This window comes from Flavobacterium xueshanense (genome assembly GCF_900112975.1).
Classification (GTDB): Bacteria; Bacteroidota; Bacteroidia; order Flavobacteriales; family Flavobacteriaceae; genus Flavobacterium; species Flavobacterium xueshanense.
The window spans coordinates 15,176-41,998 of the sequence record NZ_FONQ01000022.1 but is presented as its reverse complement, the minus strand read 5'-3'; the positions used below and the strand labels follow the sequence as shown (position 1 = coordinate 41,998).

Annotated in this window: 24 protein-coding genes; 14 read left to right on the top strand and 10 right to left on the bottom strand. The window is 30.9% G+C overall.

What is annotated here, in order from left to right; translation table 11 throughout:
• Positions 1 to 431 precede the first annotated feature (431 nt).
• The 6 genes from BMZ76_RS15035 (at position 432) to BMZ76_RS15010 (ending at position 7,704) form a co-directional block, all read left to right on the top strand.
• Positions 432 to 1,712 carry an oligosaccharide flippase family protein gene (locus BMZ76_RS15035; protein WP_091208898.1) on the top strand — a complete coding sequence of 427 codons (1,281 nt, stop codon included), beginning with the start codon at positions 432 to 434 and terminating at the stop codon, positions 1,710 to 1,712.
• A gap of 3 nt (positions 1,713 to 1,715) precedes the next feature.
• Complete coding sequence (locus BMZ76_RS15030; protein WP_091208894.1) at positions 1,716 to 2,990, top strand: O-antigen ligase family protein; 1,275 nt, start codon at positions 1,716 to 1,718, stop codon at positions 2,988 to 2,990.
• A gap of 14 nt (positions 2,991 to 3,004) precedes the next feature.
• Entirely contained in the window at positions 3,005 to 4,180 is a 1,176-nt protein-coding gene (locus tag BMZ76_RS15025; RefSeq protein ID WP_091208891.1) for a glycosyltransferase family 4 protein, read from the top strand.
• Positions 4,181 to 4,531: 351 nt separating this feature from the next.
• A complete protein-coding gene (locus BMZ76_RS15020; protein ID WP_091208888.1) occupies positions 4,532 to 5,452 on the top strand; it encodes a glycosyltransferase in 921 nt (306 codons plus the stop codon).
• A gap of 39 nt (positions 5,453 to 5,491) precedes the next feature.
• Positions 5,492 to 6,613: a glycosyltransferase family 4 protein gene (locus tag BMZ76_RS15015; protein WP_091208886.1), complete on the top strand. Its 1,122-nt coding sequence runs from the start codon at positions 5,492 to 5,494 to the stop codon at positions 6,611 to 6,613.
• Positions 6,610 to 7,704, top strand: a complete 1,095-nt coding sequence (locus tag BMZ76_RS15010; protein WP_091208881.1) for a DUF1972 domain-containing protein — start codon at positions 6,610 to 6,612, stop codon at positions 7,702 to 7,704. Before BMZ76_RS15015 ends, BMZ76_RS15010 begins: the two co-directional genes overlap by 4 nt.
• 348 nt (positions 7,705 to 8,052) lie before the next feature.
• Here BMZ76_RS15010 and BMZ76_RS15005 read toward each other — a convergent pair whose 3' ends face one another.
• The 3 genes from BMZ76_RS15005 to BMZ76_RS14995 form a co-directional block, all read right to left on the bottom strand.
• Positions 8,053 to 9,306 (bottom strand): RsmB/NOP family class I SAM-dependent RNA methyltransferase, encoded by a 1,254-nt coding sequence (locus BMZ76_RS15005; protein WP_091208877.1) that lies wholly within the window; start codon positions 9,304 to 9,306, stop codon positions 8,053 to 8,055.
• A gap of 141 nt (positions 9,307 to 9,447) precedes the next feature.
• On the bottom strand, positions 9,448 to 11,409 hold the full coding sequence (locus tag BMZ76_RS15000; protein WP_091208874.1) for a KUP/HAK/KT family potassium transporter: 1,962 nt from the start codon (positions 11,407 to 11,409) through the stop codon (positions 9,448 to 9,450).
• Positions 11,410 to 11,527: 118 nt separating this feature from the next.
• On the bottom strand, positions 11,528 to 12,985 hold the full coding sequence (locus BMZ76_RS14995; RefSeq protein WP_091208870.1) for a hypothetical protein: 1,458 nt from the start codon (positions 12,983 to 12,985) through the stop codon (positions 11,528 to 11,530).
• A gap of 115 nt (positions 12,986 to 13,100) precedes the next feature.
• Between BMZ76_RS14995 and BMZ76_RS14990 the strand changes: the two genes are divergently transcribed.
• Entirely contained in the window at positions 13,101 to 14,162 is a 1,062-nt protein-coding gene (locus BMZ76_RS14990) for a WD40/YVTN/BNR-like repeat-containing protein (RefSeq protein ID WP_091208905.1), read from the top strand.
• A 70-nt stretch (positions 14,163 to 14,232) separates the two neighbouring features.
• On the opposite strand, the gene BMZ76_RS14985 is transcribed toward BMZ76_RS14990, so the two are convergent.
• The 4 genes from BMZ76_RS14985 to BMZ76_RS14970 all read right to left on the bottom strand — a co-directional run bounded on the left by BMZ76_RS14985 (position 14,233) and on the right by BMZ76_RS14970 (position 16,903).
• Complete coding sequence (locus tag BMZ76_RS14985; protein WP_091208866.1) at positions 14,233 to 14,691, bottom strand: sensor of ECF-type sigma factor; 459 nt, start codon at positions 14,689 to 14,691, stop codon at positions 14,233 to 14,235.
• Positions 14,692 to 14,733: 42 nt separating this feature from the next.
• On the bottom strand, positions 14,734 to 15,147 hold the full coding sequence (locus tag BMZ76_RS14980) for a hypothetical protein (protein ID WP_091208862.1): 414 nt from the start codon (positions 15,145 to 15,147) through the stop codon (positions 14,734 to 14,736).
• Between the two features lie 30 nt (positions 15,148 to 15,177).
• Entirely contained in the window at positions 15,178 to 15,720 is a 543-nt protein-coding gene (locus tag BMZ76_RS14975) for an RNA polymerase sigma factor (protein ID WP_091208859.1), read from the bottom strand.
• A 61-nt stretch (positions 15,721 to 15,781) separates the two neighbouring features.
• Positions 15,782 to 16,903 carry an SRPBCC family protein gene (locus BMZ76_RS14970; protein WP_091208854.1) on the bottom strand — a complete coding sequence of 374 codons (1,122 nt, stop codon included), beginning with the start codon at positions 16,901 to 16,903 and terminating at the stop codon, positions 15,782 to 15,784.
• Between the two features lie 544 nt (positions 16,904 to 17,447).
• Here BMZ76_RS14970 and BMZ76_RS14960 point away from each other — a divergent pair.
• A complete protein-coding gene (locus BMZ76_RS14960; protein ID WP_091208848.1) occupies positions 17,448 to 17,837 on the top strand; it encodes a pyrophosphohydrolase domain-containing protein in 390 nt (129 codons plus the stop codon).
• Positions 17,838 to 17,934: 97 nt separating this feature from the next.
• Here BMZ76_RS14960 and BMZ76_RS14955 read toward each other — a convergent pair whose 3' ends face one another.
• Positions 17,935 to 19,002: a branched-chain amino acid aminotransferase gene (locus BMZ76_RS14955; RefSeq protein ID WP_091208845.1), complete on the bottom strand. Its 1,068-nt coding sequence runs from the start codon at positions 19,000 to 19,002 to the stop codon at positions 17,935 to 17,937.
• Positions 19,003 to 19,302: 300 nt separating this feature from the next.
• Here BMZ76_RS14955 and mnmD point away from each other — a divergent pair, with 300 nt between their 5' ends.
• Complete coding sequence (gene mnmD / locus BMZ76_RS14950) at positions 19,303 to 19,974, top strand: tRNA (5-methylaminomethyl-2-thiouridine)(34)-methyltransferase MnmC2 (protein ID WP_091208840.1); 672 nt, start codon at positions 19,303 to 19,305, stop codon at positions 19,972 to 19,974.
• Positions 19,975 to 20,129: 155 nt separating this feature from the next.
• The gene (locus BMZ76_RS14945) at positions 20,130 to 20,327 is read left to right on the top strand and encodes a hypothetical protein (RefSeq protein WP_091208837.1); all 198 of its coding nucleotides are present in this window, start codon (positions 20,130 to 20,132) and stop codon (positions 20,325 to 20,327) included.
• Positions 20,328 to 20,554: 227 nt separating this feature from the next.
• Here the strand turns inward: BMZ76_RS14945 and BMZ76_RS14940 are convergent, their stop codons facing one another.
• Complete coding sequence (locus tag BMZ76_RS14940; protein WP_091208833.1) at positions 20,555 to 21,499, bottom strand: LysR substrate-binding domain-containing protein; 945 nt, start codon at positions 21,497 to 21,499, stop codon at positions 20,555 to 20,557.
• 97 nt (positions 21,500 to 21,596) lie between these two features.
• Between BMZ76_RS14940 and BMZ76_RS14935 the strand changes: the two genes are divergently transcribed.
• The 4 genes from BMZ76_RS14935 (at position 21,597) to can (ending at position 24,958) form a co-directional block, all read left to right on the top strand.
• Positions 21,597 to 22,076 carry a Dps family protein gene (locus BMZ76_RS14935; RefSeq protein WP_091208829.1) on the top strand — a complete coding sequence of 160 codons (480 nt, stop codon included), beginning with the start codon at positions 21,597 to 21,599 and terminating at the stop codon, positions 22,074 to 22,076.
• Between the two features lie 127 nt (positions 22,077 to 22,203).
• Positions 22,204 to 22,479, top strand: coding sequence for a hypothetical protein (locus BMZ76_RS14930; protein WP_244281835.1), 276 nt, complete (start codon positions 22,204 to 22,206; stop codon positions 22,477 to 22,479).
• Between the two features lie 86 nt (positions 22,480 to 22,565).
• On the top strand, positions 22,566 to 24,203 hold the full coding sequence (locus BMZ76_RS14925; RefSeq protein ID WP_091208821.1) for a SulP family inorganic anion transporter: 1,638 nt from the start codon (positions 22,566 to 22,568) through the stop codon (positions 24,201 to 24,203).
• A gap of 119 nt (positions 24,204 to 24,322) precedes the next feature.
• Complete coding sequence (gene can / locus BMZ76_RS14920; RefSeq protein ID WP_091208818.1) at positions 24,323 to 24,958, top strand: carbonate dehydratase; 636 nt, start codon at positions 24,323 to 24,325, stop codon at positions 24,956 to 24,958.
• 264 nt (positions 24,959 to 25,222) lie between these two features.
• Here the strand turns inward: can and BMZ76_RS14915 are convergent, their stop codons facing one another.
• Positions 25,223 to 26,806 (bottom strand): DHA2 family efflux MFS transporter permease subunit, encoded by a 1,584-nt coding sequence (locus BMZ76_RS14915; RefSeq protein ID WP_091208815.1) that lies wholly within the window; start codon positions 26,804 to 26,806, stop codon positions 25,223 to 25,225.
• Positions 26,807 to 26,823 lie beyond the last annotated feature (17 nt).

Sequence of the window (26,823 nt, the reverse complement as noted above, 5' to 3'; positions counted from 1 at the left end):
CCTTAGATTACAAAACAATAGAAGAATTCTGGAAACAGAAAAATAATTTTAAAAATGTTGCTTAACTAATACTGCGGGTTTTATTTGCATATCCATTCTTAAATAGCTAATCTAGATGATTTTTTCTAAAAATAAATTAGGTATTATATTTATTATAGCTATTGCATTTTTATTAATAGCGATGGTTGGATTTGTTATGTTTGTTTAAATAATAATAGTATTCAATTTCACTTATCCACTCAACTTAATAATATAGATCGGACATTTTAAGTTTTTAGTTAAAATAATTTCCAGCATATTTTGAAATATTAAATAATTTCTTTAAGGCATTGTTTAAATATAATTTAAGTTTAAAAAATCAGGTGATTTTATCAAAAAAACTTTAGTTAAGAAATCTTTTTTTTTGAATTTATAATTAAAGACATTAGATAATGATGAAAAAATTTAAGAGAGCGGAAGACAAAAAATTATATTCTAATTTTATATCATTATCATTTTTACATGCTGCTAATTTAATATTACCGTTAATTACATTTCCTTATATGGTTAGAACTCTTGGAATAGAAATTTACGGACTTGTTATTTTTGCACAAGCATTTATTAGCTATTTTTCTATTATAGCTGAATATGGATTTAATTTTTCCGGAACCAGAGAAATATCATTAACCAAGAATAATATCGAAGAATTAACGACAGCTTATAATTCAATTATGACAGTTCGTTTTATATTAGTAATAATCTGTTTTGTTGTAATGGCAATTATAGTTTTTAGTTTTGAAAAATTTTCAATTCACTGGGAGTTATATTTTTTAACCTTTGGTATGGTCATAGGAACAATGTTATTTCCGACGTGGTTTTTTCAAGGAATGGAAAAGATGAAATACATCACAATTCTGTCTGTAAGTTCAAAAGCTATTTTTACAATTTCGATTTTTGTATTTGTAAAATCTCCAAGTGATTATTTATTAGTCCCATTATTAAATTCTGCAGGATATATTTTTGTAGGTATCATTTCAATAATTATAATAAATGTAAATTTTAATATTCCTTTTAAAATCCAAAAAAGTATAAATGTCTGGAGACATCTGATAGACGGATATTATATTTTTATTTCTACAATCTCTACTAATTTATACACAACTACAACTACAGTTGTTTTAGGATTGGTAACTAATACAACTATGGTTGGTTATTATGCAATTGCAGAAAAAGCTTTGAGAATAATTGTAGCCATATTTTCTCCCTTTACTCAAACAATTTATCCTCATATTATTCAATTAGCAAAAAATTCATTCGAAGATACTGTAATTTTTTTGAGAAGAATTTTAAATTTTACGATTTTAATTTCAGTTTTTATATGGATAATCGGATTCATTTTTGCAGAACCATTATTTCATTTGTTGTTTAGTCAAAATGTAAATCATTCAATATTAATTTTTAGAATTTTATCCCCACTTATAATAATACTGCCCATTGCTTCAATACTATTTAATGTTGTATTGTTACCTTTTAAAATGGATAAATATTTTTCTAGAATTTACATGACGGGTGCAATTTTAAATTTGTTTGTCTTAGGAATTTTACTTTTTGTATTCAAACTCTCTACTGTTGGGGCAGCTATATCTTTACTAATTTGCGAGTTTACCATAACAATTTATGCCGCAATAGTTATTCAAAGAAACAATATAAAAGTATTTACATTTTATAAATAAATCATGAAAAGATTTCGAAAATCAAATAAAAAAGATTTGACTTTATGGTATACTGCTCTGCTATTGGTTCTTTCCCAAACAGCTTGGGACCAAGCTGTAGTTTTTTTATCAATTCCTTTATTGATTCATCTTGAACTTAATAGATCAGTAAATGCTTCGCTTGGATTAAAATATATATTTTTTTTAAAGATGATTATTTTTACAGGATTTTTAGTTGGGATAGTCCATTTAGCAGAATATGATTTGTATTATTTTTCAAGAGATATAATGTACTTTATTCAAGCTCCAATATTTATAATTATCGGATTTTACATGTCTAAAAACATAATTGATTTTAGAGAGCTAATACGAATTGTTGTAATAAGTTCACTTGTAATCACTATTTATAAATTGATAGAGTTAGTTTTAAATCCAGCATTATTGACCCAACTAGGTCTAGAAACAAGATATGAGTATAGTTTATCAAATGCAACAGCATTGTTAGCATTTACAATATTGTTTTATGCAAGAATATGTAAATTTAAATTATTTGAAAATTTTCAAGAATGGTTGATGATGGGTATTTCTCTGTTCTCAGTTGCGATATCATTTTCCAGAACAGATTATTTTTTATTATTAGTAATGATTTTAATTCCTTTAATAACCAAATCTATTTATATTTTAAAAATCTACTGGCTAACAGTATTTGTAGTAGTATTAATTATTTTTGGAGGCTTTTTCATAAAAGTTGAATCCAGTGCAGTAGAAGAAGATACATTTCAATCAAAAATAAATCATTCTTTCAATGAAATTCTTGTTCAGGATTATGAAACATCATTTGAAATAAGTCAAAATTGGCGTGGATATGAAGCATTTTTAGGGCTAACAAAATTCAGTGAAGGTAATTTTATTGAGATATTAATTGGCCAGGGCTTCGGTACTGTTGTTTATACTCCAAATTGGATTTTTAATGGTGAAATGGATTCATTAGATGTTTTACCTATGTTCCATAATGGTTTTATTACAGTATTATTAAAAACCGGATTACTTGGGTTATTTTTTTTCTTTCTTTTTTTATTTAAACTTTTAAAAGTCGCCTTAAAAGTTTCTGTACTCAGTTTTAGTAAACTAGAAAAATTAACAACCATGCTTTTACAGGCAGCTGTATTCACAGTCTTGCTTCTAACTTTTGTAGTTCATGGAATTTTTACAACAACAACGCCTGTGTTGCTACTAATTATAGTTGGCGCTACACTTAAAATGAAAACATTGAGAGGAAAAATTATAAAGTTAAATTAATATTCGCCAACAATATGAAAGAAAAACTTACAGTTGGATACCTAACCGCAAAAAATCCGAAAGATAAAAGAAGTTGGTCCGGAACGCATTTTAAGATGTATGAATCTTTATTGAAAGAAGTTGATGAAGTTTATTTAATTGCGCCTATAAAGTACAATTTAACAATAAAATTATTGCTTTTAATAAACACTGTGATAAATCAGGTTTTTTTTTTTAAAAAACATGATAGGTCCCACAGTTTGGTACTAAGTAAATTTTATGCTTCTCAAATAAAAAAAAAACTCGAAAATAAAAAAATTGATGTAATTTTTGCTCCAGTAGCAGCCACGGAAATCGCCTATTTGGAGTCATCGATACCAATATGTTATTTATCGGATAGCTCTTTTGGACAATTAAATAATTATTATGATTATTTTTCAAATATTTCCGATTTTTCTTGTAAAGAGGGTAATTTAATTGAAAAATACGCACTGAAAAAGTCTGTTACTCATGTTTATTCTTCCACTTGGGCAGCTGAATATGTAATTAATAATTATAAAGTTGATAAAAATTCTGTTTTTACAGTGAAATTTGGGGCCAATCTAGATTTTACTCCGCAAAAAGCAAGTTTAAACAAACAATTCGATAGTACCATAAATTTTCTTTTTTTGGGAGTGGATTGGCAAAGAAAAGGTGGAGAAATTGTAGTAGAAACATTCAATCTGTTAATTAGTAGAGGATATGATGTAACTTTAACAATATGTGGTTGTATTCCTATTTTATTAAAAAATGATGATAAAATTAAAATAGTGCCATTTCTTGATAAGAACAAACCGGAAGAATATGATATTTTACTAAATATTTTATACAATACACATCTTTTATTTGTTCCTACCCGTGCTGATTGTACCCCTATAGTGTTTTGCGAAGCTAATGCTTTTGGAATACCGGTTATAACTACAGATACCGGCGGAGTAAGTTCAATTATTGAAAGTGGTGTAAACGGTTATACTTTACCGTTTACAGCTACGCCACATGATTATGCAGCTACTATTCAATCGCTTTTAGATGATCGAGTGCAATTAAGTAATTTAGCTTTAAACGCCCGCAAGAAATTTGAAAATGAATTAAATTGGGACTTGTGGGGTAAGAAAATGAGAGAAATACTTATATTAACAAAGTTTTCAAATAACAAGAGTGAAAGTAATTAAGAGTTTAGCATTTAAATGATAATTATATTATTTTTAATTTATAGAACTTTTTTTTTATAACTTTTTAAGGCTAGAATTTCTTTATTGCAAGAGCTATTTTGAATTAATTTAATCCGTTGGTTATAATTTTTTTAATGATTAATTCTAGTCAATTTTAGTGATTTTCTCCCGAATCCTCGGGAAAAAAATTATGACGAGAACAAGAAAAATTTGATTAAAAACGGTTCTTAAGACATTTGGTGTTTTGCTTCACTCCACTAAAAAACACTTGAACTTACGTTTTGAATAGCTACACCCAATAAGTTAATTTATAGTGATATTAAAACAGTTTCTTAAACAAAACACTATTGAATGAAAAAAGTAAATAAATTAACCTCCATTGATGTAATAATCTTGAATTTTGAATCATATTTAGATACTATCAATTGTGTTATGTATCTCCAAAAACAAGAAAAAATAGATTTAAATATTCTAATAGTTGACAATTGCTCATCCAATAAATCATATGATATATTAAAAGATACATTTTTAGAAATTAAAAATATTGAAGTAATTCTTAGCGCAAGGAATGGAGGTTATGCATATGGCAATAATTTTGGTTTGCATTATTTAAAAAAAAAGAAGACGGATTTTATTGTAATTAGCAATAATGATATTATGATAAAAGACACATTATTATTATTTAAAATGGCTAAAGAATATAAAAAATTAAAGAAACCAGCTTTTATCGCTCCTTTAATGCATGATAATGGAAAGATATCAAAGATGTCAGCATGGAAAATCCCCAGATTTATAGATGATTTAAAAGGCTCACTATTCACATTAGATTTTTTCTTTCGTAATGAAGACTTCTACAGGGGGAGGCAAATCTATAACACTGACCATCTTTCAAAACCCAAGCCTGTTGATTGTTTAGCGGGTTCTTTTTTTATGGGTGTTAAAAAAGTATTTTTTGATATAGGACTATTAGATGAAAACACTTTTTTGTATATGGAAGAATCTATTATAGGTATCAAAGTTAAAAGATTGGGACTTAACAATTACCTTTTATGTAACTTAAATTATAATCATTTATCGTCACAAACTATTTCAAATCATTTGAGTTTTATTAATATGCACAAATATGCTTTCAAAAGTAAAATTTATTTTCATAAAGCATATCTTAAGTCTAGCAACTCAAAAATCTTTTTATTAAAATCGTTATTTGAAGTATGGAAAATTGAAAGTTATTTCGTCAGAAAAATAAAATTATATTTGAGTGAAAAGAAGTAACAGGATGCCTGTCGTAAATTTTTTAAAATAAGTATATGTATGAAAAACTATAAAATTTTTGTTGATGCACATATATTTGACGGGGAATTTCAAGGTACATTGACTTATGTTAAAGAATTGTATTTAAAGATTTTATTTTTAAACCCTAATATCACCTTGTATTTTGGTGCAAATAAAATTGAAAATATTAAGGAATATTTTGGAAATCATCCTAATGTAAGATACATTCAGTATTCTTCGACAAGAAGTTTTTGTAGGATTTTTATAGAAATACCTAAAATAATCAATGAATTAGGTTTCACTCATGCTCATTTTCAGTATGTTATTCCTTTTGTTAAAAATAGAAACTGCAAATATATCGTTACAATTCATGATATTCTTTTTAATGATTTTTCAAATGATTTTTCTTTTTTCTATCGATTGCAACGCAACATATTATTTTTTTTAAGTGCTAAACGTTGTGATTATTTATTGACTGTCTCAGATTATTCCAAACAAAAAATTGCCAAACAATTTAATATTAAAACAAATAAAATAATAATTACGCCAAATGCTGTTTCAGATGATTATTTTCATTTTAAAACCTCAAAAAATGAGTCAAAAATATATATCAGTGATCGATATGCCGTCCAAAATTTTATACTATATGTAAGCCGTATAGAACCAAGAAAAAATCAAAATTTACTAGTTACAGCTTTTGTGAAGGAAAAACTTTGGAAAAAAGGGTTTGCTCTCGTCTTAATTGGAGACAATACATTGCATAGTGGACTTTTTGACAATATAAGTAGTTTAAGAAAAGAAATTAAAAAATCTATTTTCTGGTTTGAAAAAGTTAATGATTTAGATTTGAAGAATTTTTTAAATGCAGCAGAATTTTTTGTCTATCCTTCTAAAGCTGAGGGATTTGGTATTCCTCCATTAGAAGCTGGAGCATTATGTACACCTGTTGTTTGCTCTAATACTACCGCAATGGCTGATTTTGATTTTTTTAATCCCTATTTTTTTGATCCAAATAATTACGAGGAATTTGTTAAAATCATTAATCAGATGACACAAAATAGAAAAAGTATAGATTTAAGCGCAATACAATCAACTATCAAAGGGAAATATTCTTGGGAAGAAAGCGCTAAAATAATGCTTGAAAAAGTAATTTCAGTATGATACAAAAAAAAATAGCCATCATTGGTATTGTTGGTCTTCCTGCTAAATATGGTGGCTTTGAAACTCTTGCTGAATATTTAACGAAGCACTTAACCAATTCATTTGATGTTACTGTTTATTGTAGTAGTGTTTTTTATTCTAAAAAGTTAAAAAGGTATAATAATGCCAATTTAAAATATATTCCATTAAATGCAAATGGTGTTCAAAGTATTTTGTATGATATAATTTCCATTTTCAATGCCTTATTTTATGCAGATGTACTGTTAATATTGGGAGTCTCGGGTTGTATCGTTTTGCCCTTTATTAAATTGATATCTAATAAATTAATTATTGTTAATATCGATGGGTTAGAATGGAAACGTGCAAAATGGGGGAGAGCAGCTAAAATGTTTTTAAAATATTCTGAAAAAATAGCAGTAACCTATGCTGACAGTGTTGTTGCAGACAATAAAGTAATCCAAGAGTATGTAAAATATTTTTATAATATTAATAGTGAATTAATTGCATATGGTGCTAATCACACAAAGAAAGAAGCATTAAGTTCCAATGTTGTATCTCAATATCCTTTCTTGGCTAAAAAATACGCATTTAAAGTTTGTAGAATAGAACCAGAAAATAACATCTATTTAATATTGCATTCCTTTTCAGAACATCCAAGTTTAAATATTGTTGTTATTGGGAATTGGAACAACAGTAATTATGGTAAAGAAATGAAATTGAAATTCAATAATTTTGAAAACATCTATTTATTAGATCCCATTTATGATCAAAATTTATTAAACCAAATCAGAAGTAATTGTTATGTTTATGTCCATGGTCATAGTGCAGGAGGAACTAATCCTTCATTAGTGGAAGCAATGTATCTAGAGTTGCCTATTATAACTTATGGTGTAAATTATAATGTGGAAACTACAGCAAACAAAGCCAAGTATTTTGCAAATAAAAATGAATTATTAAAAATATTATCAAATATTAATCAAGAAGAGTTAAATGTGGTTGCTAAGGATATGAAAAATGTGGCTAATAAAATATACACTTGGGAAGCAGTTTCAGCCCATTATGCTAATCTATTCCTCCAAAATTCAAAATAATTTTAGTGCAACAAATCTATGTTAAAACAGAAAGATTATTTTACTTTGCCCTTTGTGACAAAAATGAGTAAATTCACGTCAAAAGATTAACAAAAAAGTGGGTATCGAAAAAACACTATTTTATAAATTAAGAGGTTACTTATTAAGGTTATCCCATCCGAGGTCAATATTTTTAAAATGAATAAAATAGCGCCATATTGTTGAAATCAAAAACTCAAAATAAAAGCTGTAGAAAATCTTAAAATAAAAAAATAAATTAATTGTAAAAAGGATTTCGAATTATAACATGTTTGTAATAATAAAAAGCTGTCTTTATGGGACAGCTTCTGTACTCTTAGTTATATATGTTTATATTTTAGTTTCTTCTTGTAACTGAACCTTTTTGACTTCATCTTTGCGTTCTAAAAGAGCCATATAAAATCCATCGAAACCTGACTCTGAAGCCAAGATTTTTTGGTCTTTTATAAAATTGAAATGTTTGCCAATATCTGTAGTCAAAAAACGAGCAATTTGTTCTTGATTCTCGGATGGTAAAATAGAACAAGTAGCGTACACTAATTTTCCTCCCGGTTTTACAATTTTAGAATAGCTTTCTAAAACTTCCGATTGTACTTTACGGATGTTGTCAATGAATTCCGGTTTCAATTTCCATTTGGCGTCAGGATTTCTTTTCAAAACTCCTAAACCGCTACATGGTGCGTCAATCAAAACACGGTCTGCTTTTTCATGTAATTTTTTTATGATTTTTGTCGACTCAATAATGCGGTATTCAATATTGAAAGCACCGTCTCTTTTGGCTCTGATCTTTAATTGCTTTAATTTGCTTTCATACAAATCCATAGCGATTAACTGTCCTTTGTTTTCCATTAAAGAAGCAATGTGAAGCGTTTTTCCGCCAGCGCCAGCGCAGGTATCAACCACACGCATTCCTGGTTTTACATCAAGGAAAGCAGCAACTAATTGTGAGTTGGCATCCTGAACTTCAAAGAAACCTTGTTTGAAAGCATCAGTCAAGAAAACATTAGCTCTTTCTTTTAACACTAAAGCGTCAGGCTGATTCTTCAGCGTTTCTGTTTCAATGTTTAAATCCATCAAAATAGCACGCAACGCTTCTCTTGTTGTCTTAAGAGTATTTACCCTTAAGATTACTTTAGCTGGCTGGTTTTGAGCTGTGATTTCGGTAGCCCAAACTTTCTCGCCTAATTCTTTTACGCCCAATTCATCCATCCAGTCCGGAATAGATTCTTTTAAAGCTCTAACTTTTGAAAGTTCGTCAAAACGCCCTTTTATTTTTCGTTCTGGAGTTCCTTCCAGTTGACGCCAATCCGGAATAGGATAACCTCTTAATACTGCCCAAACAGAAAACATTCTCCAAAGATTGTCGCGGTCAAATGGCTCTTTTACTTCGGCTATTTCTGCGTATAATCTTTTCCAACGTACAATTTCGTAGATGGTTTCGGCAACAAACTTTCTGTCAGAACTTCCCCAACGTTTGTCTTTTTTTAAGGATCTTGCTACAACTTTATCAGCATATTCGCCTTCGTTAAAAATGGCATTTAAGGCGTCTATTGTTGTGTAAACTAAATTTCTGTGTAATCTCATTTTAGATAATTGAGGTGCAAAGGTACTATTAATTGATTGAATGTTATATTTTAAATAATGAATGTTATTTTTTTAATTTTTTTCCATAAAAAAACACTGCCTTTAAAACAGTGTTTTTCTAAATTCTGAAATGAAAAAGGTTTATTTTACCCTTGTTAATGCTATCTTCTCGGGAGCGTGAAGCACCATTGGAAACTTTTCGATTTTAACAGAACTGCTATCTAAACCAAAAGCTCTTTCTTCGGATAAACTTAGTTTTTTAATCAAGAAATAAGAGTTCATAATTATTTTTTCATGCCATCTCAAGTCACTGTCATTAGAAAGAAACTTTTCAGATAATACAAATTTGAAATCACCAATGATGTTATTTTTGTTCAAAGATTCGTAACGGCTGGTAATATCAACTTCTCCTTTTTGGACCATATCCTTAATAACTTCCTTAAACATCAGGTTGATTTTAGTAGGTTCTCTAAAGCCTAAATTGAAGTCTACACGGTACAAATCATCTTTCACTATTTCGGTTACTTTATATTCGGTTTTGTAAGGTTCGGTTAATATATTAACATGAACAAACCAATAAATATCAGCTCTTTTTGGTCTTTTTTGTAAAATGGAATACATTACTTTTTCTTCGATCTCATCCACTCTTCCTGCATTGGTCATGTAAACTAAATGCGTTGCATATTTCGGTATCGATAAATCAGTACTTAATTCACCAAGCACTTTTTTGTAATCCTCAATTTTAACAATTTTAGTGTAGCTTTTATTAATTTGCTTGGCTAAATACCAAATGGTCATTATACTAATTAAGGCGATTGCTATTAAAAGCGTTACATATCCACCTTCAGCGAACTTAGTAATATTGGCTACCAGAAAACTTAATTCAATTATTAAATAAATGGTAATTAATGGTATAATGAAATATAATTTTACTCTTTTCATTATCAGATAAAAATTTAGTAAAATAGTGGTCATAATCATGCACAAGATAATGGCCAGACCGTAAGCATGTTCCATATTACTGGATTCTTCAAAGTGCAAAACTATCCCAACACAACCGATAAACAATAACCAGTTAATCGATGGAATGTACAACTGACCTTTCAATTCGGTAGGATATTTAATTTTAACTTTTGGCCAGAAATTCAATCGCATCGCTTCATTTATCAAAGTAAAAGATCCGCTAATTAATGCTTGTGACGCAATTACAGCAGCAAGTGTAGCGATGACAATTCCGATAGGTTGAAACCAGTCTGGCATTATTAGGTAAAAAGGATTTCCGTTTTCTCCACCTAAACTTTGTAACGTTTCCCCCTCATGCTGAATTAAATAAGCTGCTTGACCAAAATAATTAAGTACTAAAGCAGTTTTTACAAAAATCCAGCTGATTCTAATGTTTTTTCTGCCACAATGTCCCATATCCGAATATAATGCTTCAGCTCCTGTTGTACAAAGAAATACAAACCCTAAAACAAAAAAGCCTTCCGGATGAATCGTCAACAAATGATAAGCATAATATGGGTTGATTGCTTTAAAAACCTCAGCATGTTGAGAAATCTGTGTGATTCCCAAAACAGCAAGCATACTAAACCAAATCAGCATCATAGGTGCAAAAAATTTACCGACTAATTTGCTTCCAAATTGCTGAATAGTAAACAACACAAATAAAATACCTATTACAATTGGGATTGTATTTATTTGTGGATAAAATGTTTTAATCCCCTCTATTGCAGACGATACGGAAATTGGAGGTGTTATAATCCCGTCAGCGAGTAAGGCACTTCCACCGATTATTGCGGGGACAATCAGCCATTTAATTTTTGTTTTTTTGACTAAAGCATATAAAGCAAAGATTCCACCCTCGCCATTATTGTCAGCACTTAAAGTAATGATGACGTACTTTATGGTGGTCTGTAAAGTTAGTGTCCAAAAAACTGCTGAAACGCCTCCTAAAACAATATCTGCATTAATGATATGATCCCCAAGTATAGCTTTCATTACGTATAAAGGCGAAGTTCCTATATCGCCATAAATTATTCCCAATGAAATTAATAAACCTCCTAATGTCAATTTGCTATGCAAGTCCTTGTGCGCTGTGCTCATGTATAATTTTTAAAAAACTGGTTCAAATTTACACTTTTATAATAAATTAGCGCTTTTTATTTCATAAAAAAAACACGGCTAAATGAGCCGTGTTTTTTTAGTTTTCTGATACCGTTTTTTAAGATCTTCCGTTGTCATTTCTGGAAGAATTGCCTCTGCTTTGTGACTCTCTTCTTTGTGATTCTCCTCTTTGTGATTCTCCTCTTTGTGGTTCAGCTTGACTAGAAGGACTGGTTCTGCCTTGTGATTCTTCTCTTTGAGAATTTCCTCTTTCTGAAGATGCCTGAGTAGAAGGACTGGTTCTGTTTTGAGAGTAATCTCTTTGATGATTTCCTCTTTGTGGCGTTCCCTGAGTAGAAGAATTAGTTCTATTTTGAGAGTAATCTCTTTGAGAATTTCCTCTTTGTGGCGTTGCCTGAGTAGAAGGATTGGTTCTGTTTTGAGAGTAATCTCTTTGATGATTTCCTCTTTGTGACGTTCCCTGAGTAGAAGAATTAGTTCTATTTTGAGAGTAATCTCTTTGAGAATTTCCTCTTTGTGGCGTTCCCTGAGTAGAAGAATTAGTTCTGTTTTGAGTATACTCTCTTTGAGAATTTCCTCTTTCTGGCGATGCTTGGGTAGAAGGATTGGTTCTGTTTTGAGAATAATCTCTTTGAGAATTTCCTCTTTGTGGCATTTCCTGAGTAGAAGAATTAGTTCTGTTTTGTGAATAATCTCTAGACGAACCTGACCTTTGTGCTGAAACTCCTCCTCTTGAAGTGTTCATTCTGTTTTGCGAATTGTCTCTTTGAGTTTCAGTTCTTCTGTTTGAGTAACCAACTTCGTTTCTGGAAGCTCTTCTCTGATCTAATTCATAACGGTTTGTTACATTAACATTTCTTCTTGAAAAGGAATAATTCGGGTTTTGTCTTTCGTAACCATTAGAACGTCTTGAATTGTGCAAAACTACAGCACGATCACTTCTTCTGTTATTAACATAATTGTAATTGTTATTGATGTTCAGACTGATATTAATGTTATTTCGATAACGGAATACAGGGAATGGATTCCATGCATAATAATAGGAAGGATAATATCCCCAATTCCAAGTAGAATAATAAGGACGATAATTAGGTGACCAGAATGAAGCATATATTGAAGGAGTAGTATAATACTCGGGTTCATAAATATAATTTTCACCATACATGAAAACATCTCCAACCACTTGAACGTGAATTTTATTGTTTCTGTCTTTTTCAACATCAATTGTAGCAACATCTTGGTAGAAATCATCATCAAGGACAGATTGAATAATGATTAAATGCGTTCTATTTTCTACGGTTTCAATAACCCGTAAATAGTCGACCTGATTGTCGTTGTTTAAATCTAAATTTGATATTTGAAGTTCAGGATCATTTAAGCGTCTTTCAAAATCCTGTAGGTCTCTAGAATCCCCAAAAATAGAAGCAACAGCTCTTAGATCAAGATTATCGCTGATTTCGGCATTCATGGCATTTACTGATGTTCTATCTTGCGCTTGTGTTTGTGTTGCGAAAACAGAGGTCAATAGACTCAATAATAGTAATTTCGTTTTCATAATTAATTGGATTAAGTTTTCCCTTTTCTTCAAGATCCAATTATTATGCCAATTAATTTTAGTCTCTATTTGTGTTTTGATTATTAATTGTAAATTAGCCCTAAAATGTATGAAAATGAAAAATATTTTTTTAATTATATTGGTTGTAATTGTTCTGGTGTCTTGTAAAACAGCTGATTATAAGTTGGGAAATTTAAATAGAATTAGTTTTCAATCTGTTATAATTGATACGCTTTTTCAAGATAAAATAAGTATCAGAGCGATTCTAATTGATAAAAATAAAATTTGGTATGCTGCAGATAAAGGAAGATATGGTTTTCATAATTTGGATACCAGTCAAAAATTGGAGAACACTATTACTAAGGACTCTTTAAAACTTGAATTCAGAAGCATTGCCCAAACAGCGAAGCATATATTTATTTTAAATGTTGCAAATCCGGCGCTGTTACACCAAATTTCAAAAGACGGAAAGGAAACAAAAGTAGTGTACCAAGAAAATCATGAGAAAGTCTTTTACGATAGCATGCAATTTTGGGATGATAAAGAAGGTATTGCCATGGGAGATCCAATCGCTGATTGTCTTAACATCATTACGACACGCGACGGAGGAAATTCATGGAATAAAATTCCGTGTAATAAATTGCCAAAAGTGATGGATGGCGAAGCCGCTTTTGCAGCAAGCAATACTAATATTGTCATCAGAGAAAATAATACATGGATTGTTTCCGGTGGAAAAAAATCGAGGGTTTTTTATTCTTCCAATAGAGGAAATAACTGGACTGTTTATAATACTCCTATTGTGCAAGGAAAAACGATGACCGGAATTTTCACGGCTGATTTTTATGATGCAAATAACGGATTTGTAGCTGGAGGTGATTACGAAAACAGAAATCAGAACTTCTCCAATAAAGCCATTACAGCAGATGGTGGAAAAACGTGGACGCTTAGAGCTGAAAATCAAGGTTTCGGATATGCTTCTTGCGTACAATATGTTCCTAAAACTAACGGTAAAGGTCTTGTTGCTGTTGGTTTTTCAGGAATTCATTATTCTTCTGACAGCGGTGTTTCATGGAAACAACTGTCAACCGATTCAACTCTGAACACAATTCGCTTTACAGATGAAAAAACCGCTATTGCAGCGGGACAAAATAAAATGATTCGCATTAATTTTAAGTAAAAAAAAACCTAAGCTCCCAATTAATAAGGTACTTAGGGTATTTTTTTAAACTAAGAAAATAAAAAAATGATTATTTGTTGTGGCCTTTATTACGGTATTGATGTAATAATTTTCTATTGAAATCTTCCTCTGCTTTTCGGAGTTTAATAATTTTTATCGAAGGCAGTATTTTTTTTAAATTTTGAGTGAATTTTTTTCGAAGTAAAAATAATTCCTCTTCGGTATCTTCCATTTGAACTAAAAAATTATTAGCTTCTTTTTCGGTTATTTTATCTAATGAACCGTCACTCATTCTTTTCATAAAAGCTCTCATTTTTTGATGTCTCAATTCAAATTGTTTATCATCAAAAGTGTTGTAGATAGCCCAGAATTTCTCTGCTTCATTTGTTGTTAAGTCTAGTTCTGTCGTAAAAAAAGCGACCTTTAACGTTTTTATTTTCTCTTTTTTTTCTTGCATACTTTCACCTTGAGCGTAAAAGCTGACTGAAACAAACAGCAATAATAGTGGTAATAATTTTTTAAAGTTCATTTTGTGTATTTTTAAAATTTTAGCTTAAAGGATATTTGTTATTTATTCTAAAATTAGATTTTCCAAATTTGAATTGGCTGATAAAACGTCTTCTATAGTTTCATCTTCTAAAACAATACTCGTATTCATGTTAGTAATATCCTTGGTTTCCAAAACACGCATCAAGTCATATTGGTTTACATTCGATTGATAATTAATGTAATTTTCCAGTGCAATTCTATCCAATGCTTGGGAACTGGCGGTTGTATAATTTAAATTTGGAATCATCAAGGCAATTACTAAAACTGCTGCAACCATCAGTATTATATTTTTTCTTTTTTGAAAAATGTAAATTATTTTTGGTTCACCCGCAGGTAATTGTTCGATCATTTTGACCGAAAAATTTTCAAAATAATCATCCGGTGTTTTAAATCCGGTTTCAATTTTAGGCTCGTTTTCTAATTTAAATGTTTTCATATTTCTTAGACATGATTATTGCAAAAAGGTTTAATTGGTCGATACATAAGTTTCTATTTTTTTTACTGCAATGTGATAGGATGCTTTTAATCCTCCCACTGAAGTTCCCAAAATTTCCGAAATTTCTTCATACTTGAGTTCTTCAAAATATTTCATTTTAAAAATCAGCTGTTGTTTTTCTGGCAACAATGCAATCGCTTTTTGTAATTTTAATTGAATTTCATTACCGTCAAAAAATACGTCGGCTTCTAGATTATCGAGTGTTTTATTTTGCAATGTTTCAGATGAAATACCACTTAATTTTGATTTTTGTTTCAAAAAAGTTAAGGCTTCATTGGTCGCGATACGGTACATCCATGAAAAGATTTTGCTGTCCCCATTGAAATTTTTCAAATGTCGAAATATTTTAATAAAAGTATTTTGCAGAACATCATCAGTATCATCGTGGTTCAAAACGATGTTACGAACGTGATTGTAAAGGGGTCTTTGATAATCCGATATCAAACGCTGAAACGCTTGGTTTTGCGTTTTAGGGTTTAACAATCGTTTTATAAATTCCTGTTCTTCTTGCAAAATTTTTATTTTAATGTTAGAATAGAATTTATAAAAAAGGTTTAATCGTCGTTATACAATTTTAAAATTCGGATTGCTCTTCTTCTTTAATGATAACCGGTTCCGGTGTTTTTACAGCTTCCACTTTCTTGATGACAGGTGGTATATAAGAATTCACAGGAATTGCTTTTGGTTTAATAGGATAGTAAATTTCAGTGACCCATTTCGAAGGATTCTTAATTTCGGATCGGCTTTTTGTAAAAATTTCTAAATGTGAAAATACAGGATCTACCGCAATTCTATTAGCGTTTATGTATTCTTTGGTTTTATCCAATGCTTTTTTAATATGGGAATAATCGCCTGTCAAAGTTGTTTTGACTCCATCAAAAGGTTCTAACTTATCCGCTAAAATATCACTTCCCGAACTCGTTAATATTTGACTTTTTATTGGTACACAAAACGATAATTTGGTCAATCCGTTTGCTAAATCGTAAGTGTGATAAATTATAAACGGTTTGCCATTTATTTCAACATTATTTTGTTTACAGAATGTAATGATTTTGTAAAATACGATTCTGGAATTTTTAGTAATACTAGAAATTTTACTGGTAAAGGTTTGTTTTAAGTAAAAAGTACCTGCTTTTTTTGCTAATCCATCCACTTTTACAGTGTGTGTATTGAGTTCAAAATCAAGAGTTTTGTCAAGATTAATCAAGCTTTTTTCATACATTTTGCCAATAATGTAGTTAATTCCACCGTTGAATGCAGTGTAGACTTTCGTAGAAAAACTCATTTTTCCGATGGTTTTCCAAGTTACTTTTGTGCCGCCAACCGTATCTTTAAATTTCCAAAAAACCGAAGATTCCGTACCGCCATAATTCATTTTCTGAGCTATACTATCGTTTTCTTTTACAAAAAGAGTTGTCATATCACCTGTTCCATCTTTTCCTTCCCATGAATACGATGCTCCGGGTCCGATTGTTTCGCCAGGATAATTTATTTTCATTTCTGGATCTTCTGTAATCCAAGAGCCAAAATCTTCCCAGTTTCTGTAATCATTGACAAAATTAAACACATTGGATTTTGGAGAATTTATGATTTGACTTCTTTCTACAATAAAATCTCCTTTTTGAGTGGCAACAAAAATAGATAAAGCCACAAAACTAAGCAGCAGTAAAAGAAATAAATATTTTAAAATCCTCATAATACACGGGTTTATTAATTTCTGTAAAGTTAAAGATTTAATTTACAAGTAGCAGAAAGTGTTAAATAAATATATTGTCATTTTTATATCAAAAATCGTAGCCAAAAAAGTTAATTTTCTGAAACGAATTTTGGTGATAAAGCGAAATGAGTATAACTAATATTTAATATAGAATTACAAAGCAGGAGTGAGGAATTTGATTTGGAATGATGAAATAGTAGAGAAATAAAAAAGTCCACTTAAGAGTGGACATCATTTCTTTATTTTAAAAAAACTAACGTTTGAAAAACACTTTTATCAAAAATAAAATTCCAATGAAAATTCCAAATCCTATCAGAATTTTGTAATTGCCTTTGTAAAACTCTTGATGTATTTTTATATCTTTTCGGTAAGAATAAATTGCAGCAATAATAAATGCAACAAAAAATAAGCCTGCAAACACTAATTGACCTTGACTAAACATAGTTTAAATTATTTTAGGCAAATTTAGTTAATAGTTTAGAAATAGTTGCTAATTTGCCTTTTCATTTAATAAAATAAAAAGATGCAAAAACAGATAAACTCAGTCAAAGAATTTCACACTGCTTTTAAAATAGGTCACAGTGAAGTTCCCACCGCTAATTTAGGAGAAAGTAAGCATGAACTCCGCTATAATTTAATGAAAGAGGAAAACGAAGAATATCTTGAAGCAGTCAAAAACAATGATTTAATAGAAATTGTGGATGCATTGGGTGACATGATGTACATTTTATGCGGAACTATTATCGAACATGGTTTACAACATAAAATAGAGGCCGTTTTCGATGAAATCCAACGGAGTAATATGAGTAAATTAGATGAAGAAGGAAAACCTATATATCGGGAAGATGGAAAAGTAATGAAAGGTCCAAATTATTTTAAACCAGATTTTTCTAAAATATTTGAGAATACTTAATTAGCGTTTTAGCAAACTAAATCCAGCCAAAATAATAGAAAACAAAAAAGCGATTTTCAGAGTGAAAATCGCTTTTTTAAAATTATGAAATATTGAATTAAACTTTAACAGTCCACCCAAAAGTATCTTCTTCCAGTTTATTTTGGATATTAGTCAACTTATCTTTTAATTGTATTGCCACAGTTTTTTCGATTTTTGGCAATTCATAATAAACATCCTGATAAGAGAAACCAGAAATTGGACTAACTACAGCAGCTGTTCCAGCACCAAAAATCTCTTTTAAAGTTCCGTTTTTTGAAGCTTCAACAAGTTCAGAAACCAATACGGGACGAATCTCTACATCAATACCTTCACTTTTAGCCAAATCGATTAGTGTTTTTCTCGTTACACCATCAAGAATTCTTTCACTTACCGGAGCCGTTAGTAATGTGTCATTTATTCTAAAAAAAACATTCATCGTTCCTGCTTCTTCCAGTTTGGTATGAGTTGCATCATCGGTCCAAATTACTTGTTGGAAACCTTCCTTATTCGCTAACTCAGTAGGGTAGAACTGTGCAGCGTAATTTCCGGCCGCTTTTGCAGCCCCAATTCCTCCATTGGCAGCTCTACTGAAATGTTCAGCTATTAATACTTTTACATCACCCGAATAATAAGAAGATACAGGAGATAAAATAATCATGAATTTATAATCATTTGATGGATTTGCAATTACGCCAGTCCCAGTTGCAATCATAAACGGTCTGATATACATGGCATTTCCTTTTCCTTTTTTGATCCACGCTTTGTCTAATTGTAAAAGTTGCTTTAGACCATTCATGAAAATTTCTTCTGGAACTTCTGGCATAGCCATTCTCACTGCTGATTTATTGAAACGATTGTAATTTTCATCAGGTCTAAAAAGCCAAATAGCATCAGTGCTGTCTCTATAGGCTTTCATCCCTTCAAAAATAGCTTGGCCATAATGAAAAACTCTTGTTGATGGGTCTAACAAAAAAGGAGCATAAGGCTTAATGACTGGTTGTTGCCATTCCCCGTTTTTAAAATCACATTCAAATAAATGATCCGTAAAAACGGAACCAAAGCTTAAGTTGTCAAAATCTACCTCGTTTATTTTTGAAGTAGAAGATTTCGTAATTTCAATTTTGTTAGTTTGAGTTGTACTCATAGTAATGTATTGTTTTTTAATTTTTTTAAAGTGATGAGTTAAAACTTAAAAGAATCTGGTTTACACAAATTGGCGTTTAATTTTTGCAAAATTAAATAAAAATCAGCAAATTACTTATCAAAATAATATTAATTATATTCTTTCAGCAAGATTTATTTACGTTTTAAAAAATCAAAAATAAATAAGTTTAATTCTCTCGATAACATAATAAATAGTGCTTTTTGAGCAGTAAGCGCAATAGTTTTCATTAATTTTGACAAACATTAGAATTTTAAATTAGTACAAATTAAGCATATAATTTTGAAAAGAGAAATAATCCAGACACTTGATGGTTCAACAACCATCCACATAGCAGAATGGGACGAATGTTATCATTCGAAACACGGGGCTATTCAGGAAGCACAACATGTTTTTATAAAAAATGGTCTTTCCTTATTTCAAAACCAAAAAGTTACTATCTTGGAAATAGGATTTGGCACTGGTTTGAACGCTTTTATTACGCTATTGGAAGCCAAAAAAATGCAGCAAACTATTGATTATGTTGGAGTAGAAGCCTATCCAATTTCAGCTGATGAAGTTTTAAAGATGAATTATGTAACCGAATTAGACGCAACTCAGGAAAGTGCGATTTTCGATAAGATGCATGAAGGCAATTGGGAAGAAAAAATTGTTTTGAATGATGATTTTTCATTGACTAAAAGGAAACAATTCTTTGAAGAAATTAATGATGAAAATAAATTTGATTTGATTTATTTCGATGCTTTTGGCTACAGAGTGCAACCTGAATTATGGAGTACGGCAATTTTTGAAAAAATGTTTAAAGCGCTCAAACAAAATGGAGTGCTGGTTACCTACGCTGCAAGAGGTGTGGTTAAACGGAGCATGATCGAAGTAGGTTTTACTGTTGAGAAGCTTGCAGGGCCACCAGGAAAAAGAGAAATGTTTCGAGCTCTGAAAAACCAACTTAAATAGTTAAAGTGTTTGTTTTCAATTATTTATTTTTCATTTACTTTTTTTTATCTAAAATAAAAAACTAAAAAGTAAGTTAAATAATTATGGTATAATTAAAATTGCTGTATTTTTACCTAACTTTATTATAAAAATCTAACTTAAAATCTTCATTTACTATGTCGAAAATCATGTATGATTATACAAAATCTGTCTTAGAAAGAGTAAGTTTTGATCCGTTGCTTTTTTGCAAAGAGTTAGAAAAAGCCATCAAAATGTTGTTGCCTTATGAAATGGAACAATTACGAGAATGGTTATTGAGTTATACCATAGGAAAACCAGAGCTGAAACAATGTTTACTTATAGTAAATTCATAAAAAAAGAAACCGTAAAAAACGGGGGCGCTGAAAAAGTCCTCATTGAAAAAATGGAAACAAAATTATGATGAAAAAATGAAATAAACGCACTTAGAATCGCTTAATTGAGATTGAAAAGGTTTAATTCAAAAATATAACAAAGAGAAAGGCTTAAACTGATTTAAAGTTTAAGCCTTTTTGTTTATTGGCAATTTTTCAGTGACCCCTCAAAAAACGGGTTCTTTTTTTTATTTTTTATGTATGGAACTTATAATTTGTACGTTCTGAAAAACAATAGCTCCTTTTATGACGCCGGCAATTGTGCTCCTAAGAGCTTCAATTATCTGGATTTTCAATTCGCTTTTAGGGAATATAAGGCTAACTTCTCTGGCCGGTTTTGGTTCCTTAAAATGTCGTAATTTTAATTTGTCAGTTTCTTTTAAATCCAAGGTGTGTAAATACGGAAGCAATGTTGTTCCTAAACCTTCGTCGGCTAATTTTATTAACGTTTCAAAACTGCCACTTTCTATTTGAAAGTGATTCGTTTCACTTTTAACAGTGTTGTTTTTACACAAATTCAATATTCCGTCACGAAAACAATGTCCGTCTTGTAACAACAGGATTTCATCTAAGTTTAGATCGGAAACTTCTATTTCTTCCTTTTGAAAATGATGGTGACTTTCCGGAATATAAGCTACAAATGGTTCAAAATATAATACGATTTCTTTGATTTTCTCTTCCAGCAAAGGAGTTGCGGCAATCGCTGCGTCAAGATGACCATTATTTAGTTTTGTTATTATTTCATCGGTATTGAGCTCTTCAATGATGAGTTTTACTTTTGGGTATTTTTTTATAAAATTATTCAAAAACATCGGCAAAAGCGTAGGCATAATCGTTGGAATTATTCCCAATCTGAATTCACCGCCAATAAATCCTTTCTGTTGCTCCACGATATCTTGGATACGATCGGCTTCATTGACAATATTTTTGGCTTGATTGACTATTTTTTGACCAATATCAGTCAGTTGAATCGGTTTTTTGGTTCTGTCAAATATCTGAATACTTAATTCTTCTTCAATTTTCTGAATTTGCATGCTTAATGTTGGTTGGGTTACAAAACATTTTTCGGCAGCAAGTGTGAAATTTTTGTGTTCGGCCACAGCCAAAACATATTTTAATTGAGTAATAGTCATCTTTTATAATAATATCTGATGCAAATATAAAAACAATCAATTTGACATATAGTGTAAAGTCGCGTTTTCTTACCTAGATTTGTATAAAATAAATATCATGAAAACAAATATTTTAGGATTACCCGTAAAAGAATCAGAATTAATAGTAAATGAATTAAATGTTCTATTGTCAAATTTCCAAGTTTATTATCAAAATTTAAGAGGAATTCATTGGAATATTAGAGGAAAACGTTTTTTTGATTTGCATGTAAAATTCGAAGAATTATACACCGATACCCAAATTAAGATTGATTTGATTGCTGAAAGGGTTCTTACAGTGGGTGGAACACCGCTTCATACTTTTGAAGATTATATAAATAATAATCAGTTAGTTGTAGGTAAAAATATTTCTAACGATGAAAAAGCAGTTCATTTAATTGTCACTTCTTTGTCCCATTTATTAAAAATAGAAAGAGAAATTCTAAAAAAATCGGGAGAAATTAATGATGAAGGAACAAATTCGATGATGAGTGATTTTATTTCAGAACAAGAAAAAACAATTTGGATGATGCAGGCATGGCTAGAAGAAAGTTTGTAATAAATTGAAAACCAGATGAAATCAATTGATTTTATACTGGTTTTTTTTTGAGCGTTAATTTTTTTTGAAATTTAGGATATTGGATGTTTTTTTTATAAACTAATATTCTATTTTTGCCATGATGAAAATGATATCTAAAATATTCTTAATTATATTTATAGCGTTTCTTGCCACACCAACAATTGTTACTGTGATTGAGAAAACCGCTGATATTTCAATTTTCTACACTGTTTCTGAAGAAGAACATGCTCATAAGGAAATTAAGACTTTTTTTTATTTGGATAATTTTTCAGATGTAATCCTTCCCCCAGAATTATTTTCAACCGCTATTTTATCGGAGAATTTATCTAAACACGGTAATGTAACGGCTTCCATATTTATTCCTCCGCCTAACGAAGTTTAATACAGAATTTTTGATTATATTTTTTTTAATCAATTTTCACAAGTAGCATGTGGACAACTGTTTATATTAAATTTTAGTTAGGTATTATGACAAAAAAAATTAATCTTTTTGCTAACCTTAAATCCGATTTCGCGTCTGGTTTAGTGGTTTTTTTGGTGGCGCTACCATTGTGTTTAGGTATCGCAATGGCTTCGGGTGCTCCTTTATTTTCAGGGATTATTTCAGGAATTATAGGAGGGATAGTAGTTGGCTATTTAAGTACTTCTCACATAAGCGTTTCTGGACCGGCCGCCGGACTTACGGCAATTGTTCTTACAGCGATTACGGATTTAGGGGCATTTGATATTTTCTTGACAGCAGTCTTTTTTGCAGGTCTGATACAGCTAATACTTGGATTCGCGAAAGCCGGAAGTATTTCTAATTATTTCCCAACGAATGTTATTGAAGGAATGCTGGCGGGCATTGGAATTATAATTATTCTGAAACAATTGCCACACGCATTTGGGTATGACAATGATTTTGAGGGAGATCAAGCCTTTTCGCAAATGGATGGCAGTAATACTTTTTCAGCGTTGTTTAATATTTTTGATTACATCCAGATAGGTTCCATCGTTATTACGGTAGTTTCTATGGTAATCTTAATTTCTTGGGATAATTTTCCTTTTTTGAAAAAATTAAAATTAGTTCCGGGAGCATTAATTGCCGTAGCTTTAGGTGTTATTTTGAATGAAATTTTTATTGGTAGCGGGAGTGCATTGGCAATAGGGAAAGAACATTTAGTTTCTTTACCGGTTCCGTCGTCTTTCGAAGAATTTAAAGCAATTATCGTAACACCTAATTTATCTGGAATTATGAATCCAAAGGTTTGGGTAGTCGCATTTACGATTGCTATTGTAGCTTCGATTGAAACACTTTTGAGTATTGAAGCAGCAGACAGGATGGATGTGCAAAAAAGATATACTGACACCAATAAAGAATTAAAAGCGCAAGGAATTGGAAATATGGTGAGTTCTTTATTAGGCGGTTTACCATTGACTTCTGTAATTGTTCGTTCTTCGGCAAACAATAATTCAGGGGCAATGTCTAAGATGTCAACCATTATTCACGGATCATTATTGTTGATTAGTGTACTTGCTATTCCGGTCGTTCTTAATAAAATTCCATTAGCAACTTTGGCAGCCATCTTGATTTTAGTGGGATATAAGCTGGCTAAACCTGCTACATTTATACGTTTTTGGGAAAAAGGAAAATATCAGTTTGTTCCTTTTATTGCTACATTATTAGCAGTTGTATTTTTGGATTTGTTGAAAGGAGTAGCTTTGGGAATCATCATCAGTGTTATTTTTGTTTTAAAAGGAAATCTTAAAAGAGCTTATTATTTTAGAAAAGAGGAATATGAAGATGGAGATGTGATTCATATCGATTTAGCTCAAGAAGTTTCTTTCCTGAACAAAGCAGCCATCAAACAAACATTAAGTCACATACCAGAAAATTCTAAGGTTATCATTGATGCAAAAGATACGGTTTACATTGCGCATGATATTTTGGATTTAATCTATGAGTTTAAAACTACCAGAGCTGTAGACAATAACATTAAAGTTAAATTAAAAGGATTTAAAAAAGAGTATCAGTTGGAAAACAGCACAGATATACAAAATTACGTAACTATTGAGCATTATTACGATGCCGCAAAGCGAGTTATGGTAAAAAAAGAAATAACATAGGAACAATTTCTTCAACAATAAAGCGAAAAATAATTAGGGATTTAAATTCAAAAAAATGTTCCTTTACACTTTATGACAAAAAATATACGTTTGTATAATTATTAATAAGAAAAAAAATTATGAGCGATTTTTATAAAAAAATATTGGAGAATAATAAAAGATGGGTTGAAACTTCGTTAGCAAGTGACCCAAATTATTTCCAAGATCTTGCAAAAGGTCAAACACCACCATTATTATGGATTGGTTGTTCGGATAGTCGCGTTCCTGCAAATGAAATCGTAGGTGCAAAACCGGGTGAAGTTTTTGTACACAGAAACATTGCAAACATGGTTGTTCACTCTGATATGAATATGTTGAGTGTACTGGATTATGCAGTAAACGTTTTGAAAGTCAAACATGTTTTAGTTTGCGGACACTACGGTTGCGGAGGTGTAAAAGCAGCAATGGGAAATGATTCTATCGGGATCATTGATAACTGGATTCGCCACATCAAAGACGTGTATCGTTTGCATAATACGTATTTAGATTCTATTGTGGATGAAACAGAACGTTTTAACACTTTCGTAGAATTGAACGTAAAAGAACAGGTTTTTGACCTTGCTAAAACATCAATTGTTCAGGCAGCTTGGAGAAATGGTCAAGATTTGACTTTGCACGGATGGGCTTATGGATTAAACTCCGGTTTTGTTACCGATTTAGAGGTTAACATCAGTTCTGAAAAAGATTTGGATGCAGTTTACCAGTTGAAATTTTAAGTAAAGAATTATATTACGAAATCCGCTCTAGATAGTACACAAAATCTTGGAAAATTTTATAATTAATTGTAATAATGATGAGCTCGATTTTGTATCGGGCTCATTCTTTTTAGATTTAGTTTAATTCTTTCTGCTATCGTATTTTAAAAAGGATTACAATTTTTACGAAGTGATAAGTATTTTTCTAAAAACATTAGGATAATATCTAAAGCTCCAATGTAGGAATGTATCAAATGTTGTTTATCTTTCTGGTATATTTCAATATTAATGCATGGCATCGGCAGGATTGATTTTGTTTTTTCCTTTTTTTATCAAAAGTATAAAAGGAATGCACAACAAAAATAATGCGCCTAAGTACAAAAAGATGTCCATATAAGATAATACGGAACTTTGTACCATTACTTTATATTCAATAGCTTTGTAGGCTTTTGCCAAGGCTTCATTTTCTGAATAGCCTTTGGACATGAATCCCATTTTTAGTTGTTGCACTATTTTTTGTACTTCATAAGAAGTTGAATTCAGATGCGAAATAAGATTCACGCGGTGTTCTTGATTGAATCTGGCAATAAAAGTGGTGATAATAGCAATTCCGAAAGAACCTCCCAGTTGTCGCATCATTCCTGTAAAAGCGGCTCCTTCGCCAATGCTTTTTCCTTTTAAAGTGGACAAGGAAAGTGTAGAAATAGGAACAAATAATAATCCCAATCCAATTCCCCTTAATATCAGCGGCCAGTACAGATGTTCTGCACTAGAATCTGGTGTGATTACCTGTTGCATCCAATATGTAAAAAAGAAAAATAATAAGAATCCTGCTGCCACCATATACGTTTGCGGTACGCCACGCTGAATCATTTTACCAATAAAAGGCATCATAATTCCGGTAGTAATGGAACTTGGAATCAACAATAAACCGGCATCTAAAGCGCTCCAGCCCAACACGGATTGTGTGTAAATAGGGATGATAAAAGTAGAGCCATACAATCCGAAACCTAGAATAAAACACATTATGGTCCCTACCCTTAGGTTGGTGTCTTTCAAAACTCTTAAATTTACTATGGGATGTTGATAGGTGAGTTCTCTCCAAATAAAGAGGAGTAAACCAAAAACAGAAATGACAGTTAACAATACAATTATGTTATTATTGAACCAATCGTCTTGCTGACCATGTTCCAGAACATATTGTAAGGAGCCAATAAAAGCGGTTAGCAGAACGATTCCCCACCAATCGACTTGACTGGCTTTTAGTTTATCTCCATATTTAGGGCTTTTTACAAAAGACAAAGTCAGTAAAGTAGCAATAATCCCGAGAGGAATGTTGATGTAAAAGATATAAGGCCATGAAAAATTATCCACAATATAACCTCCCAAAGGCGGACCAAGCGTCGGTCCTACAATAACTCCCATTCCGTAAATAGCTTGCGCCATTCCTCTTTTGGCAACAGGATAACTCTCGGTAATTATGGTTTGCGCCGTTACTAATAAAGCGCCACCACCCAATCCTTGAATAAATCTAAAAGTGACTAATTCCCAAATATTATCGGCGTTCCCACATAGAAAGGAAGCAACAGTAAATATAATTATGGAAACCGCAAAATAATTCCGACGCCCAAATTGTTGCGATAACCAACTGGTCATTGGAATAACAATTACATTAGCAATGGCATAAGCGGTAATAACCCACGCCACATCAGTAAGTGACGCACCAAGGCTGCCTCGCATATTGTTCAATGCCACATTTACAATTGTAGTATCAACAATTTCAAGCATAGCACAAAGAACGGCTGTAATGGTAATGATGACTCTTCTAAAACCATATTCTACTAAATCGTCTTCTCCCGTTTGTACCATTTTATACTAAAGTGTAA